1 protein-coding gene is annotated in these 16,776 nt (G+C 78.0%); it reads right to left on the bottom strand.

Annotated features, from left to right (window positions below; all coding sequences use genetic code 11):
* Positions 1 to 15 precede the first annotated feature (15 nt).
* Positions 16 to 16,611, bottom strand: a complete 16,596-nt coding sequence (locus ACZ5OX_RS27150) for an SDR family NAD(P)-dependent oxidoreductase (RefSeq protein ID WP_465633706.1) — start codon at positions 16,609 to 16,611, stop codon at positions 16 to 18.
* Between the last annotated feature and the right edge of the window lie 165 nt (positions 16,612 to 16,776).

Below are 16,776 nucleotides of genomic sequence, written 5' to 3'. Positions count from 1 at the left end.
GGTCGTGGGTGGTGGTCAGGGCCTTCTGAGGTTCTCGTCGATGAAGGCGAGCAGCTCGTCCCGGCCGAGACCGGCGAGGGCGGGGTCGGCGAGGGCGGGGTCGGCCGCCGGGTGGTCGGGAGCCTCTTCGGCCGCGGGGTCGGCGGGTGGGGCGGCGGGTGCGGGCCCCGTGGCGGCGGGGGCCGCGGTCCCGGCCGGGCCGTCGTCGAGCCGCTCCAGCAGGTGGGCGGCCAGGCGCGCGGGGGTGGGATGGTCGAAGACCAGCGTGGTCGGCAGCTGGAGGCCGCACAACTCGCCGATCCGGTTGCGCAGTTCCACCGCCGTGAGGGAGTCGAAGCCCAGGTCGAGCAGCCGGTCGTGGGCCGCCACGGCGGCGTGCGAGGGCCGGCCGAGGACCTTGGCCACCTCGCGGCGCACCAGGTCGACCAGCAGGTGCTCGCGCTGCCCCGCCGCGGTGTCCCGCAGCCGCTCCCGCCACGCGGGGGCGGGCGCCGGGCGGGCGGCGGCGGCGCGGCGGTGGACCGGGCGGGCGCCGCCGGTGGCCAGTTCCCTCAGGACCGGGGAGAGCACGCCCTGGTCGGCGCGGGCCCGCAGCACGGCGGGGTCGAGCCGGACCGGGACGAGCGCCGCCGCCTCCAGGCCGAGCGCGGCGTCGAACAGGGCCAGCGCCTCCGGCGGTTCCAGGGCGGCGATGCCGGCCCGGGCCAGCCGGGCCCGGTCGGCCTCGTCGAAGGCGCCGGCCATGCCCGCCCCGCCGCCCCACCAGCCCCAGCCGAGCGCGGTGGCGGGCAGTCCGAGGGCGCGGCGGTGCGCGGCGAGGCCGTCCAGGAAGGCGTTGGCGGCCCCGTAGTTGCCCTGCCCGGCGGAGCCGAGCGTGCCGGCGACGGAGGAGTACAGCACGAACGCGGCGGGCTTCAGCTCCGTGGTCAGTTCGTGCAGGTGCCAGGCCGCGTCGGCCTTGGGGCGCAGCACCCGGTCGAGGCTTGCGGGCGTGAGCGACTCGAGCACACCGTCGTCGAGCGCCCCGGCGCAGTGCACCACGGCGGCGAGCGGCCGGTCGGCGGGCAGGGTGTCGAGGAGCCGCGCGAGGGCGGTGCGATCGGAGACGTCGCAGGCGGCGATCCGCACCCGGGCGCCCAGTTCGCCGAGTTCGGCGGCCAGCCGGTCGGCGCCGGGCGTGTCCGGGCCGCGTCGGCCGACCAGCAGCAGGGAGCGGACGCCGTGCCCGGTGACCAGGTGCCGGGCGAGCAGCGCGCCCAGGCCGCCGGTGCCGCCGGTGACCAGCACGGTGCCCTCGGGCCCGAACACCGGCGCGGCGGGCGGGCCGGACGGGCCGGGCGCCGCGGTGAGCCGGGGCACCAGGGCGGCGCCGGCGCGCACGGCGAACTGGGGCTCACCGGAGCCGACGGCCGCGGGCAGGGCCGCGTCGGCGCCGAGGCGGGTGTCGACCAGCACGACCCGGCCGGGGTGCTCGCTCTGGACGGACCGCACCAGGCCCCACACCGCGGCCGCGGCCGGATCGACCACCGGGTCCTCGGGCGTGGCGGCCACCGCGTCGCGGGTCGCCAGGACCAGCCGGGTGGCGTCCAGGCGCTGGTCGGACGTCCAGCAGCGGAGCAGCGCGGTGGTGTGGTTGACCGCCGTCCGGGTGCGCTCCGGAACGCTGCCGCCGTTACCGGCGGCGGCCCGGACGGACACCGCGTCCGGCGCCGGGGTGCCGTGCTCGACGGCGGCGAACAGCGCGTCGACGTCGGCGTACCGGATGGTCCTGGTGCCGGGCGGTCCGGCCGGGGCGTCCGGGCCGATCGCGGCCCAGCTCTCCTCGGCGGGCGCCGGGTCGGCGGGCGCGGGGCGCCAGCGCAGCTCGTACAGCGGACGGTCGGCGGTGCCGGGGCCGGCGGGGCGCAGCAGCAGCGAGCCGACGGTCGCGACGGGCGCCCCGGTGGCGTCCGCGACGTCGAGCGCCAGGGTGTCGCCGTCGACGGTGATCCGCACCCGCAGCCGGTCCGCGCCGGTGGCGTGCAGCGCCACCTCGGACCAGGTGAACGGCAGCCGCGGTACGGCGGCGGGCGCGTCCGCGTCCGGACCGAGCAGCACGGCGGCGTGCAGGGCGGCGTCGAGCAGGGCGGGGTGCAGCCCGTACCGGCCGGCCCCGGCGGCGGCCCGCTCGGGCAGCGCCACCTCGGCGAGGACCCGGCCGTCGTGGATCCAGGCCGCGCCCAGGCCCCGGAAGGCCGGGCCGTACCCCACCCCGGTGGCCGCCATCCGCTCGTACAGGCCGTCGACCTCGACGGGGACGGCGCCGGGCGGCGGCCACTCGGCCAGCTCCGCTCCGGGGGGTGTCCCCTCGGCGAGGACACCGGTGGCGTGCAGCGTCCAGAGCGCGCCCCGGGCGGCCCGGTCGGGGCGGGCGTACACCGACAGCGGGCGGCGCCCGTCGGCGGTGGGCTCGGCGACCCGGATGCGCAGCCGGACGCCGTCCTGCTCCCGTTCGGGCAGCACCAGCGGGCTGCGCAGGGTGAGTTCGGCCAGTCGGTCGCAGCCCAGGCGGGCGCCCGCCTCCAGCGCGAGTTCCACGAAGGCGGCGCCGGGCAGCAGGACCTCGCCGCGCACGGCGTGGTCGGCCAGCCAGGGGTGGGTGGCGAGGGAGAGCCGTCCGGTGCACACCAGCTCGTCGCTGTCGGGCAGTTCGACGAATGCGCCGAGCAGCGGGTGGCCGGAGGCGTCGAGGCCGGCGCTCGCCGGGCCGGGGCCGTCCGGGTCCGGGTCGGGCGAGGCGGGCAGCCAGTAGTGCTCCGGCTGGAAGGCGTAGGTCGGCAGGTCGACCCGCCGCGCGCCGGAGCCGGCGAAGTACGCCGCCCAGTCGACGGCCGTGCCGCGCACGTGCAGCCGGCCCAACGCGTCGGCCAGCGCGTCCGGTTCGGGCCGGTCGCGGCGCAGTGCGGCGACCGCCCGGCCGGCCTCCTCGCCGGCGGCGAGGGTGGCGAGCGAGCCGTCCGGGCCGACGTCCAGCAGGGTGGTCACGCCGTCCTCGGCCAGCTGCCGTACCGCGTCGTGGAACCGGACGGGCCGGCGGACCTGCTCCGCCCAGTAGTCCGGCGAGCCGAGCTCCTCCGCCGTCGCCGGGCGTCCGGTCACCGTGGAGACGATCGGGATCCGAAGCTGACGGTACGTCAGTGAGGCCGCGACCGAGCGGAGTTCCTCCAGCATCGGGTCCATGGCGGGGGAGTGGAAGGCATGGCTGACCCGCAGCCTCGTGGTCCGCCGGCCGCGCCCGGCCAGCTGCTCGGCGATCGCCAGCACCGCGTCCGTCCGGCCGGAGAGGACCACGGCGGACGGCCCGTTGACGGCGGCGAGGGCCGCGCCCTCGGTCAGCAGCGGCGACACCTCGGCCTCGGCGGCGGCCACCGCCACCATCGCCCCGCCCGGCGGAAGGGCCTGCATCAGCCGCGCCCGGGCGGTCACCAGCACGGCCGCGTCGGCCAGGTCCAGCACCCCGGCGACGTGCACGGCGGCGAGTTCCCCCACGGAGTGGCCGGCCAGCACGTCCGGCCGTACGCCCCAGGACTCCAGCAGCCGGAACAGCGCCACCTCGACCGCGAACAGGGCGGGTTGGGTGTACTCGGTGCGGTCCAGCAGCCCGGCCGCCTCGGAGTCCGGTGCGGCGTCGAGCACCTCCCGCAGCGGGCGCGGCAGGTGCCGGTCCAGCTCGGCGCAGACCTCGTCGAAGGCCGCGGCGAACACCGGGTAACGCGTGTGGAGGCCGCGGCCCATGCCGAGCCGCTGGCTGCCCTGGCCGGCGAACAGGAAGGCCAGCCGCCCGCCGGTGCGCCGCCCGGGCGGCGCCGGGTCGGCGATCAGCTCGTCCAGCCGCTCCAGGAAGTCCGCGCGGGTCGTGGCCACCAGCGCGGCCCGGTGCTCGAAGGCCGTCCGTCCGGTGGCCAGCGAGTAGCCGAGGTCGAGCGGGCGCAGGTCCGGGCGTTCGTCGAGGCGTTCGCGCAGCCGGACCGCCTGGGCGCGCAGCCCGTCGGCGCTGCGGGCGGACAGCAGCCACGGGATGGCCGAGCTGTCGGTGCGGCGCGGCGGCGTGGCGGCCCGGGCCGCGGCCCGCTCCACCGGGGCCTGTTCCAGGATGACGTGGGCGTTGGTGCCGCTGATGCCGAAGGAGGAGACGCCGGCTCGGCGGGGGCGGCCGGTGGTGGGCCAGGGGGTGTTCTCGGTGAGGAGGGTCACGGTGCCGGAGGACCAGTCGACGTGGGGGGTGGGTTCGTCGATGTGGAGGGTGCGGGGCAGGGTGGCGTGGCGCATGGCCATGACCGTCTTGATGACGCCGGCGACGCCGGCGGCGGCCTGGGTGTGGCCGAGGTTGGATTTGACGGAGCCGAGGTGGAGCGGTTGTCGGGGGGTGCGGTGGGGGCCGTAGACGGCGAGGATGGCTTCGGCTTCGATGGGGTCGCCGAGGGTGGTGCCGGTGCCGTGGGCCTCGATGGCGTCGATGTCGGTGGGGGTGAGTCCGGCGTTGGTGAGGGCTTGGCGTAGGACGCGTTCCTGGGCGGGGCCGTTGGGGGCGGTGAGGCCGTTGCTGGCGCCGTCCTGGTTGACGGCGCTGCCGCGCAGCAGGGCGAGGACGGGGTGCCCGTTGCGGCGGGCGTCGGAGAGGCGTTCCAGCAGCAGGACGCCGACGCCCTCGCCCCAGCCGGTGCCGTCCGCGGCGGCGGCGAAGGGCTTGCAGCGGCCGTCGGGGGCGAGCCCGCGCTGGCGGGAGAACTCGATGAACGGCGTGGGCGTCGACATCACCGTCACGCCGCCGGCCAGGGCGAGGTCGCTCTCGCCCGAGCGCAGTGACTGGGCGGCCAGGTGCAGCGCCACCAGCGAGGACGAACAGGCGGTGTCGACCGAGACGGCCGGACCTTCCAGCCCCAGCGCGTAGGCGAGCCGGCCGGAGGCCACGCTGCCGGCCGTCCCGGAGCCGAGGTAGCCCTCGACCTCCGCGGGCACCCGGCGCGCCCACGAGCCGTAGTCGTGGTACATCACGCCCGCGAAGACGCCGGTCCGGCTGCCGCGCAGGGTGGCGGGGTCGATGCCGGCCCGTTCGACGGCCTCCCAGCCGGTCTCCAGCAGCAGCCGCTGCTGCGGGTCCATGGCGAGCGCCTCGCGCGGGTTGATCCCGAAGAACGCGGCGTCGAACGCGGTGGCGTCGCGCAGGAACGCCCCGTGGCGCGCGTAGCTCTTGCCCGGCTTGCCCGGGTCCGGGTCGTACAGCCCGGCGAGGTCCCAGCCGCGGTCCCCGGGCAGCTCGCCGACGGCGTCGACGCCGTTCGCGACCAGCGCCCACAGGGCCTCGGGGGTGGTGACGCCGCCGGGGTAGCGGCAGGCCATCGCGACGATCGCGATCGGCTCCTCGGCGGTGGGCGCCGCCGTGCGCGCCGGGACCGGCGCGGCCTCCTCGGCACCCAGCAGCCGGGACGCCAGGTAGCCCGCCAGCTCCTGCGGGGTGGGGCGGTCGAAGACCAGCCCGGCGGGGAGCGTCAGACCGGTCAACGCGCCCAGCCGGTTGCGCAGTTCGAGCGCGGTCAGGGAGTCCATGCCCAACTGGGCGAAGGCCCGGCCGTCCTGCGACTCGTCCAGGGCGTCGAGCCCGAGGACGGCCGCGGCCTCGGCCCGTATCGCGGCGGCCAGTTCGCGCAGCCGCTCCGTCTCGTCCAGGGTGCGCACCCGGGTGGACAGCCCGGCCGTCGGGGCGGGCGCCGGGGCGGGGCGGTGGGCCGGCTCCGGGTGGACCAGGGCGCGCAGCAGCGGCGCGAGCGGGGCCGCTCCCGCGCGGCCCCCGGTGGCCGCCGCCGAGGCGGGGTCGAGGCGCGCCGGCGCGAGGAACGGTTCGTCGGCGGCCAGTGCGGCGTCCAGCAGGGCCAGCCCGTGCGCGGTGCTCAACGGCCGTACGCCCACCCGGGCGAGGCGGGACAGGTCGGCCTCGTCGAGTCCCGCGGTCAGCCCGCTGCGTTCCGCCCACAGCCCCCAGGCCAGCGAGGTCGCGGGCAGGCCGAGGCCGCGGCGGTGGACGGCGAGGGCGTCCAGGAAGGCGTTGGCGGCGGCGTAGTTGCCCTGGCCGGCCGAGCCGAGCAGCCCGGCGGCCGAGGAGAACAGCACGAACGCCGCGAGATCCCGGCCTTGCGTCAACTCGTGCAGGTGCAGGGCCGCATGTGCCTTCGGGCGTAGGACGCCCGCCAGCCGCTCGGCGGTCAGCGAGCCGATCGCGCCGTCGTCCAGGATCCCGGCCGCGTGCACCACGGCCGTCAGCGGGTGCTCGGCGGGCACGCCCGCCAGCAGGGCCGCCGCCTGCGCGCGGTCGGCGAGGTCGCAGCCGACCACCGTGGTCCGGGCCCCCAGCTCGGCCAGCTCGGTCACCAACTCCGCCACGCCGGGCGACTTTTCACCGCCGCGACTGGCCAGCAGCAGGTGCCGGGCGCCGTGCTCGGAGACCAGGTGGCGGGCGACGAGCCGTCCGAGCAGCCCGGTCCCGCCGGTGATCAGCACCGTGCCGTCCGGGTCGAGCGGACGGGGCGACCGCAGCTCGGGGACATCCGCCCGGGCCAGCCGGGGCACCCGTACGGTGCCCGCGCGCAGGGCCAGTTGGGGTTCCTCGCCGGCCGCCGCGGGCGCCAGCGCGCGGGCGGAGGCGGGGGCGTCGTCGAGGTCGGCGAGGACCAGGCGACCGGGGTGCTCGGTCTGCGCGGAGCGCAGCAGCCCCCAGACGGCGGCCTCGGCGGGGTCGGGCGTCTCGCCGTCGGTCACGGCCACGGCGGAGCGGGTCACCAGGACCAGCCGCGCCGGGGCCAACCGCTCCTCGGCCAGCCACGCCTGGACCAGGGCCAGCGCCCGAGCCGTCGTCGCCAGGGCCCGGTCGGCGGCGGAGCCGGGGTCCGCGGCGCCCGCCGGGCGTACGGCGGCGAACACCAGGTCCGGCACCGGCTCACCGGCGTCGAGCGCGGCGCGCAGCGCGGTGAGGTCGGCCCAACGCGGGGCCGGTTCACCCGGCAGCAGGTCGTCCGCGCCGAGCACCGCCCGCCGTCCGGCCGGTGCCGCCGCCACCGGGGCGGGGGCGGCGGGCCAGTCGAGCCGGTAGAGCCCGCTCTCCCCGGCCTCCGGCCGCCCGGCCGTCAGGTCCGCCGGTGCCGGGCGCAGCACGACGGCCCCGACGGAGGCCACCGGGCGCCCGTCCGCGTCGTGGGCGGTGAGCGTGGCCTCGCCCGGCCCGGCGAGGCCGAGCCGTACCCGCAGGGCGGCCGTGCCCCGGACCGGCGCCGACACCCGCTGCCAGGCGAACGGCAGTACGGCCGGAGCCTCGCCGTCCGCGACCAGGCCGATGGTGTGCAGGGCCGCGTCGAACAGGGCCGGGTGCACCGCGTACCGCTCGGCCTCGGCCTGCTCGGCGCCGGTCAGGGCCACCTCGGCGAGGACCTCCTCGCCACTGCGCCAGGCCCGGACCAGGTTCCGGAAGGCCGGGCCGTAGCCGTAGCCCCGGCGGGCCAGCCGCTCGTACAGGTCGGCGGTGTCGATCGCCGTGGCGCCGGGCGGCGGCCACTCCTCGGCCGGGTCGGCGGGCCGCTCGGGAACGGGCGCGAGCAGCCCGGTGGCGTGCTGCGTCCACGGCAGGCCCGCGCCGGCGTGTTCGGCGCGGGAGAAGATCCGGATGCTCCGGCGGCCCGCTTCGTCGGCCGCGCCCACCGCCACCTGGAGGGCGACGCCGCCGGCCGGCGGGGGCAGCAGCGGTGCGGTGAGGCCGAGCTCGTCGACCGACGCGCAGCCGACCTGCTCGCCGGCGCGGAGCGCGAGTTCGACGAAGGCGGTGCCGGGCAGCAGGACGGCGCCGGCCACCCGGTGGTCCCCGAGCCAGGGCTGCGTCCGCTCGGCCAGCCGGCCGGTGAGGACGTACTCGTCGGTTCCCGCGAGGTGCAGCACCGAGGACAGCAGCGGATGGTCCACCGGCCGCTGACCGGTCGCGTGCGGCGCGCCCCCGGCCGGGGCGGCGGGGGTCTCCAGCCAGTACCGGGTGCGCTGGAAGGGGTAGGTGGGCAGCTCGACCGGGGGGCGATCGGCGGCGCCGAGGACGGCCGCCCAGTCCACCTCGAGCCCCTGGGCGAAGTCCTCGGCGGCGGCCGGGACCTGCCCGCCGGGGGCCACCACGCCCTCGCCGCCGGCCGCGACGACGGCGAGCCCGGCGAGCAGCTCCTCGCGGTCCCGGCCGACCACGACGGCGCGGTGCTCGAAGGCCGACCGGGTGGTGGCCAGGGCGCGGGCCACGGCCGCCGGGTCGGGCCCGGGCTGCCCGGCGGCCAGGGCGAGCAGCTGCTCGGCGCGGGCCCGCAGCGCGCCGGGCGTCCGCCCGGAGAGCACCCACGGCACGACCTCGGGGCCGGCGGGTGCCGGGACGGGCTCGGGCTCGGGCCGGGGCTGTTCCAGGATGACGTGGGCGTTGGTGCCGCTGATGCCGAAGGAGGAGACGGCGGCCCGGCGCGGGGCGTCGCCGGTGCTCCAGGGGGTGTTCTCGGTGAGCAGCGCCACCGCGCCCGAGGACCAGTCGACGTACGGGGTCGGCTCGTCCACGTGCAGGGTCCGGGGCAGGACGCCGTGGCGCATCGCCATGACCATCTTGATCACCCCGGCGACGCCGGCGGCGGCCTGCGGGTGGCCGAGGTTGGACTTCACCGAACCGAGCCGGACCGGGCGGTCCGCCGGGCGGTGCTTCCCGTAGGTCGCCAGCAGGGCCCGGGCCTCGATCGGGTCGCCGAGGGTGGTGCCGGTGCCGTGCGCCTCGACGGCGTCGACGTCGGCGGGGGTGAGTCCGGCGTTGGCGAGGGCCTGGCGGATCACCCGTTCCTGGGCGGGGCCGTTGGGGGCGGTGAGGCCGTTGCTGGCGCCGTCCTGGTTGACGGCGCTGCCGCGGACCAGGGCGAGCACGGGGTGGCCGTTGGCGCGGGCGTCGGAGAGCCGCTCCAGGACCAGGACGCCGACGCCCTCGCCCCAGCCGGTGCCGTCCGCCGCGGCGGCGAAGGGCTTGCAGCGGCCGTCGGGGGCGAGCCCGCGCTGGCGGGAGAACTCGACGAAGACACCGGGGCTCGACATCACCGTCACCCCGCCCGCCAGTGCCAGCGAGCACTCGCCGGAGCGCAGCGACCGGGCGGCCAGATGCAGTGCCACCAGGGAGGTGGAGCAGGCGGTGTCGATGCTGACGGCCGGGCCCTCCAGCCCCAGCGCGTAGGCGAGCCGGCCGGAGACCACGCTCGCGGCGCTGCCGGTCAGCACGTAGCCGTCGGCGGTGCCGGCCGGCTCCGCCAGGCGCGGCCCGTACTCGCCGTTGGACGCGCCGACGTAGACCCCGGTGTCGCTGCCGCGCAGGGTGGCCGGGTCGATTCCGGCCCGTTCGACGGCCTCCCAGCCGGTCTCCAGCAGCAGCCGCTGCTGCGGGTCCATGGCGAGCGCCTCACGCGGGCTGATCCCGAAGAACGCGGCGTCGAACTCGCCCGCGTCGTAGAGGAATCCGCCGTGCCGGCTGTACGAGGTGCCGGGCCGTCCCGGCTCCGGGTGGAACAGCCGCCCGACGTCCCAGCCGCGGTCGTCGGGCAGGTCGCCGATCGCGTCGGTGCCGGACAGGACGAGGTCCCACAGGCCGTCGGGGGAGGTCACGCCGCCGGGGTAGCGGCAGGCCATGCCGACGATCGCGATCGGCTCGTCGTCGTCGGCGGCCCGCGCCGCGACGGCGGGGGCCGGCCGGGCGTCGTCGCCGGTGAGCCCGGCGAGGACGACCTCGGCCACCGCGCGCGGGGTGGGGTGGTCGTAGACCAGCGTGGGGGACAGCCGCAGCCCGGTCGCGGCGCTCAGCCGGTTGCGCAGTTCCACGGCCGTCAGCGAGGTGAGCCCCAGCTCGGAGAAGATCCGGTGCTCCCGGACCTGCTCGGCGGAGGCGTAGCCGAGGACGGTCGCGACGGCCCCGCGCACGACCTCCGACACCGCCTCCGCGCGCCGCAGCGGATCGAGTCCGGCCAGCCGCCGGGCCGGCCCCTCGCCGTCCGGGCCGGGGGCGGCCGACCCGGCGGCCGCCTCACGGGCCTCGGGGACGGTGTCGAACAGCGGGCGCGGGCGACCGAGCGTGACGGCGGGGACGAGGGCGTCCCAGTCGACCCGGGCCACGGTCACGCAGTCGTCGCCGGCGGCGAGCGCCCCCTCCAGCGCGGCGAGGCCCTGCTCGGGGGCGAGACCGGGCAGACCGAGGCGGTGGAGCTGGTCGGCGACGGCGGTGCCGGTCGCCATCCCGGCACCGGCCCACGGCCCCCAGGCGATGGAGGTGGCCGGCAGACCCTCGGCGCGGCGGTGCTCCGCGAGGGCGTCGAGGAAGGCGTTGCCGGGGGCGTAGCCGCCCTGCCCGGGCAGGCCCCAGGTGGCGGCCACGGAGGAGAAGAGCACGAAGGCGGAGAGGTCGGCGCCCCGGGTCAGCTCGTCCAGGTTCCGCGCGGCGGTGGCCTTGGCGCGCAGCGCCCGGTCCAGCCGGTCGGGGGTGAGGGCGTCGAGCAGGGCGTCGTCGAGCTGCCCGGCGGCGTGCACCACGGTGGTCAGCGGGAGGTCGTCCGGCAGGGCGGCGAGGACGGCGGCGAGCGCGTCCCGGTCGGCCGCGTCGCAGGCGGCGAACGTGACGCGGGCACCGAGCGCGGCCAGTTCGGCCCGCAACTCCTCGGCGCCGGGCGCCTGTTCGCCGCGGCGGCTGACCAGCAGCAGGTGTTCGGCGCCGGCCCGCGCCAGCCGCCGGGCGACCAGTGCGCCGAGCGCGCCGGTGCCGCCGGTGACCAGGGCGGTGCCCCGGGTGCGCCACGCGCGGTGGGCGTGCGGCGGGGCGGGGGAGCGTTCGAGGCGGCGGGCGAACACCCCGAGCGGCCGGATCGCGAGCTGGTCCTCCGCGCCGTCGCCGGTCAGCACCTCGGCCAGGTGGTCCGTGGACGCGTCGTCGGGCTCGGCGGGCAGGTCGACCAGCCCGCCCCAGCGCTCGGGGTGCTCGAGGGCGACGATCCGCCCCAGGCCCCACAGTTGGGCCTGCTCCGGGTCGCGCACCCGGTCCCCGGCCCCGGTGCCCACGGCGCCGCTGGTGGCGTACCAGACCGGGGCGGCCGGCTCCAGCTCGCCGAGGGCCTGGGTCAGCGCGAGCGAGGCGGCCAGACCGGCGGGTACGGACGGGTGGTCGGCCAGCGGTCCTTCAGCCAGGGCGAGCAGGGACAGCACTCCGGTCGGGCGGAACCCGTCCAGTGCGGCGCGCAGCCGCTCGGCGACGCGGGTCCGGTCCGCGGCCGGGTCGACGGCGACCTGCCGCACCTCGGCGCCCCGGACGGTCAGCGCCCGTACGGCCGCCTCCGTCCACGGACCGCTCCGTGCGGCTTGCGCCGGGACGGCCACCAGCCAGCGTCCACCGGGGGTGGTGGCCGTGGCCGGGCCGACCCGGTGCCAGCGGACCCGGTAGCGCAGAGCGTCCAGCGCGGCCCGCGCGCGTCGGCGCCCGTGCCAGCGGGACAGCACCGGCAGCGCCGCTGACAGCGCCTCGGCGGCGGGGGCGTCCGGCGCGGAGCCGAGGTCGAGCTCGGTGGCGACGGCCTCGGCGTCGCCCTGCTCCACCGCGGCCCAGAACCGCTGCTCGGCCTCGTCGGGGGCGGCGCCGGCAGGGTCCGGGCGTGCGGCGGGCTGCCACCAGTACCGGTCCCGGCGGAACGGGTAGGTGGGCAGCTCGACCACCCGGGCGCCGGTGTCCGCGAACAGCACCGCCCAGTCCACGGCCAGCCCCTGGACGAAGTCCTCGGCGGCGGCCGTCGCGAGGCCGGCGGCGCCCTCGGCGGGGGCCGTCACGCCGGTGCGGCCGGCGGCCACGGCGGCGAGCCCGGCGAGCAACTCCGCCCGGTCGGCGCCGAGGACCACCGCGCGGTGCTCGAAGGCGGAGCGGGTGGTGGCCAGGGTGTACGCCACGTCGGCCGGGTGGGCCTCGGGGTCGGCGTTCAGGTGCCGGGTGAGCCGTAGGGCCTGCTCGCGCAGCGCCTCGGGGGTCTTCGCGGACAGCACCAGCGGCAGCGGGCCGTCGGCGGGCGCCGGTGCGGTGGACGGCTGCTGGTCCGGCCTCTCGACCGTCTCCTCGACCGGCTCCTCGTTCGGCTCCTCGAGGATGACGTGGGCGTTGGTGCCGCTGATGCCGAAGGAGGAGACGCCGGCTCGGCGGGGGCGGCCGGTGGCGGGCCAGGGGGTGTTCTCGGTGAGGAGGGTCACGGTGCCGGAGGACCAGTCGACGTGGGGGGTGGGTTCGTCGATGTGGAGGGTGCGGGGCAGGGTGGCGTGGCGCATGGCCATGACCGTCTTGATGACGCCGGCGACGCCGGCGGCGGCTTGGGTGTGGCCGAGGTTGGATTTGACGGAGCCGAGGTGGAGCGGTTGTCGGGGGGTGTGGTGGGGGCCGTAGACGGCGAGGATGGCTTCGGCTTCGATGGGGTCGCCGAGGGTGGTGCCGGTGCCGTGGGCCTCGATGGCGTCGATGTCGGTGGGGGTGAGTCCGGCGTTGGTGAGGGCCTGGCGCAGGACGCGTTCCTGGGCGGGGCCGTTGGGGGCGGTGAGGCCGTTGCTGGCGCCGTCCTGGTTGACGGCGCTGCCGCGCAGCAGGGCGAGGACGGGGTGCCCGTTGCGGCGGGCGTCGGAGAGGCGTTCCAGGAGCAGGACGCCGACGCCCTCGCCCCAGCCGGTGCCGTCCGCGGCGGCGGCGAAGGGCTTGCAGCGCCCGTCCTCGGACAGCCCGCGCTGGCGGCTGAACTCGACGAAGGTGCCCGGTGTGGACATCACCGTCACGCCGCCGGCCAGGGCGAGGTCGCTCTCGCCCGAGCGCAGTGACTGGGCGGCCAGGTGCAGCGCCACCAGCGAGGACGAACAGGCGGTGTCGACGCTGACGGCCGGGCCCTCCAGCCCGAGCACGTAGGCGAGCCGGCCGGAGGCCACGCTGCCCGCGCTGCCGGTGAGCAGGTAGCCGTCGGTGCCGTCCTCGCCCTCGTGGAGGCGCGGCCCGTAGTCGGAGGCCATCAGTCCTGTGAAGACGCCGGTCCGGCTGCCGCGCAGGGTGGCGGGGTCGATCCCGGCCCGCTCGAAGGCCTCCCAGGCGACCTCCAGCAGCAGCCGCTGCTGCGGGTCGGTGGCCAGGGCCTCGCGCGGGGCCAGGCCGAAGAACCCGGCGTCGAAGCGGTCGGCGTCGTACAGGAAGCCGCCGTGCCGGGTGTAGGAGGTGCCGGAGTGCCCCGGGTCGGGGTGGTGGAGCGCGTCGAGGTCCCAGCCCCGGTTGTCGGGGAAGCCGCTGACGGCGTCCCGTCCGTCGGCGACCAGCCGCCACAGTTCCTCCGGGCCGTTCGCCCCGCCGGGGAAGCGGCAGGCCATGCCGACGATCACCACCGGGTCGTCGGTGTCGGCGGTGGGCGGGGCGACGGGCTCCGACGGCCCGGCGGCGGGCGTGCCGAGCAGCCCGGTCAGCAGGTGGGCGGCCAGCGCCCGGGGGGTGGGGTGGGCGAAGACGGCGGTGGTCGGCAGTCGCAGCCCGGTCGCCGCGTTCAGCCGGTTGCGCAGTTCGACGGCGGCGATCGAGTCGAAGCCCGACTCCTTGAAGGCCCGGCCCGGGTCGACCGAGCCGCCGGACTCGTGGCCGAGGACGGCCGCGGTCTGCTCCCGTACCAGGTCGAGCAGCGGGGCTTCCCGCTCGGACTCCGGCAGTGCGGCCAGCCGGTCGGCCAGCGGCCGCGCCGTCCCGGACCGTTCGGCCGGGGTGCCGCCGGGCCGCAGGGCCTCGGCGGCGGGCGCCGACGGGGCGGGAGCGGCGGTCCCGGGAAGCCAGTACGGCGTGCGCTGGAAGGCGTAGGTGGGCAGTCCGACCGGCCGGGCGGCGCCGAAGAACGGCGTCCAGTCCACGGCGGCGCCCGCGACCTGGGCCTGGGCGAGCGAGCCGAGCAGCCTGGTGCGGCCGCCGTCCTCACGCCGGAGCGTGCCGACGACGGCGGCCGGGTCCTGCGGGGTGGTCCACGCCTCGGCGGCCTCCTGGACGCCGACGGCGAGGACCGGGTGCGGACTGGACTCCACGAACAGCCGGTGCCCGTCGGCGAGCAGGGCGCGGACGGTCTCCTCGAACCAGACGGTGCCGCGCAGGTTCCGGTACCAGTAGTCGGCGTCCAGCGCGGTGGTGTCGGCGACCGGGCCGGCGGTGACGGTCGAGTAGAAGACGACGTCGGCGGCGGCCGGGAGCGGGGTGATGTCGGCGAGCGCGGCGAGCAGTTCGTCCCGGACGGCCTCGACGCCGGGGGAGTGCGAGGCGTAGTCGACGTCGATCCGCCGGGCCCGGACGTCCTCCGCCCGGTAGGCGGCGAGCAGTTGGTCGAGGACGGCGCCGTCGCCGGCGAGCACGGTGGCGGAGGGACCGTTGACGGCGGCCACCGAGACCCGGTCGCGCCAGGGTGCGATCCGTTCGGCGACCTCGGCGACGGGCAGCGGCACGGAGGCCATCGCGCCGGTCCCGGCGAGCCGGGTGAGCGCCTGCGCCCGCAGGGCGACGACCTTGGCCGCGTCCCGCAGCGACAGCACCCCGGCGACGTGGGCGGCGGCGATCTCGCCCTGCGAGTGGCCGACCACGGCGTCCGGCGTCACGCCGTGGGCCCGCCACACCGCGGCGAGCGAGACCATGACCGCCCACAGGGCGGGCTGCACGACGTCCACCCGCTCCAGTGACGGCGCCCCGGGCTCGCCGCGCAGCACCGCGGTGAGCGACCAGTCGACGAACTCGGCGAGCGCCTCCTCGCAGGCGGCGATCCGCTCGGCGAAGACCTCGCTGTCCGCGAGCAGCTCCCGCCCCATGGCCGCCCACTGGGACCCCTGGCCGGGGAAGACCAGCACGGTGCGGCCGTGCACGGCCGGGGCGGTGGGCGCCACGGCGTTGCGGGCGGGCCGGTCCTCGGCCAGGGCGGTGAGACCGGCGAGCAGCTCCGCGCGGTCGGCGCCGACCACCACGGCGCGGTGCTCGAACACCGAGCGGGTGGTGGCCAGGGCGAGCCCGACCTCGGCCGGCCCGGCGTCCTGATGTTCCGTCAGGAAGTCGGCGAGACGGGCGGCCTGGGCGCGCAGCGCGGCGCCGCTGCGGGCGGACAGCGGCCACGGTACGGCGACGGGTTCGGCCGGCGGCTGGTCGGCCCCCGCCGTCGGGGTGTCCGGCGGGCCGGTCACCACCACGTGGCAGTTGGTGCCGCCGAGCCCGAACGAGCTGACCCCGGCGACGGGTCGGCGGCCCTGCCGCGGCCAGGGCGACAGCTCGGTGTGGACCGCGAGGTTCAGCTCGTCCAGCGGGATGTCCGGGTTGGGCTTGCGGTAGTTGAGGCTCGGCGGGACGAGTCCGTGCCGGATGCTCAGGGCGACCTTGAGGAAGCCGGCGATGCCGGCCGCGCCGTCGAGGTGACCGAGGTTGGTCTTGACCGACCCCACCCGCAGCGGGCCGCGGGCCCCTTCGTCGTGGGCCGCCCGGCGCGCGCGGCCCACGACGGCGCCCAGGGCGGCCGCCTCCACCGGGTCGCCCGCCCGGGTGCCGGTGCCGTGCAGCTCCACGTACTGGACGTCGGCCGGGTCGACCCCGGAGCGGCGGTAGGCCCGCCGGATCACGGCCTCCTGGGCCCGCGCGTCGGGCGCGGTCAGGCTGCCGGAGCCGCCGCCGTCGTTGTTCACCGCGCTGCCCCGGATCACGCAGAGGACGGGCGAGCCCTGGGCGAGCGCGTCGTCGAGCCGCTGCAGCACCACCAGGCCGCCGCCCTCGCCGCGGACGTAGCCGTTGGCGCGGGCGTCGAAGGTGTAGCAGCGGCCGTCCGGGGAGAGGCCGCCGAGCTTGGCGGCGGTGACCGCGTTCTCCACCGCGAGGTCCAGGTTCACCCCGCCGGCCAGGGCGAGCGTGCTCTCGCCGCGGCGCAGGCTCTCGCAGGCCAGGTGCAGGGCGACCAGGGAGGAGGACTGGGCGGTGTCCACCACCAGGCTCGGCCCGGCCAGCCCCAGGGCGTGGGAGAGCCGGTTGGCGATCACCCCGCGCTGCAGGCCCGCCGCCCAGTGCCGGGTGGTGGCGCCGGCGCCGTCGCGGTGCAGCAGGGCCGCGTAGTCGTCCCAGATCGCGCCGACGAAGACGCCGGTCGCGCTGCCGGCCAGCCGCTCGGGCAGCAGGCGGGCGTTCTCCAGCGCCTCCCAGCCGAGTTCCAGCATCAGGCGCTGCTGCGGGTCCATCGCGGCGGCCTCGCGCGGGCCGATGCCGAAGAACTCGGCGTCGAAGCCGGTGACGGTGGGCCAGTCCAGGAAGCCGCCGTGCCGCAGGTCCGCCCGCCCGGGGGCGTCGAGGTCGCCGTCGCCGTACCAGGCCTCGGCGTCCCAGCGCTCGGGCGGGGTCGGGCCGACGGCGCTGCGGCCCTCGCTCAGCAGCCGCCAGTACGCCTCGGGGGAGGACGCTCCGGGGAACCGGCAGGCCAGGCCGATCACCGCGACGGGGACGTCCGGCTCCTCGTCGCGGGCTGGTCCGGCGGCGGGCGGCTGGTCCATCGGTTCCGACTCCCTTGTGCCGTGTGGGGACGGCCGGTTCCGGGGAGCCGACCGGTGGGGCTGGTCGCACGAAGAATTGCCCGGTCCGGGCGGAGCGGGGGCATCGACACCGGGGCAGGCGGGTGCCTGACCCGGTCGGTGCCCGGACCGGGAGTTCGAGAGGGC

The organism is Kitasatospora sp. NPDC032121, from assembly GCF_055580145.1.
Note: the sequence above shows the minus strand (reverse complement) of the source record. Positions and strands in the feature narration are given on the sequence as shown.

Bases quoted from the DNA above. Each gene is read 5' to 3' on its own strand.
- ACZ5OX_RS27150 (WP_465633706.1), bottom strand. From the start codon at position 16,611: ATGGACCAGCCGCCCGCCGCCGGACCAGCCCGCGACGAGGAGCCGGAC.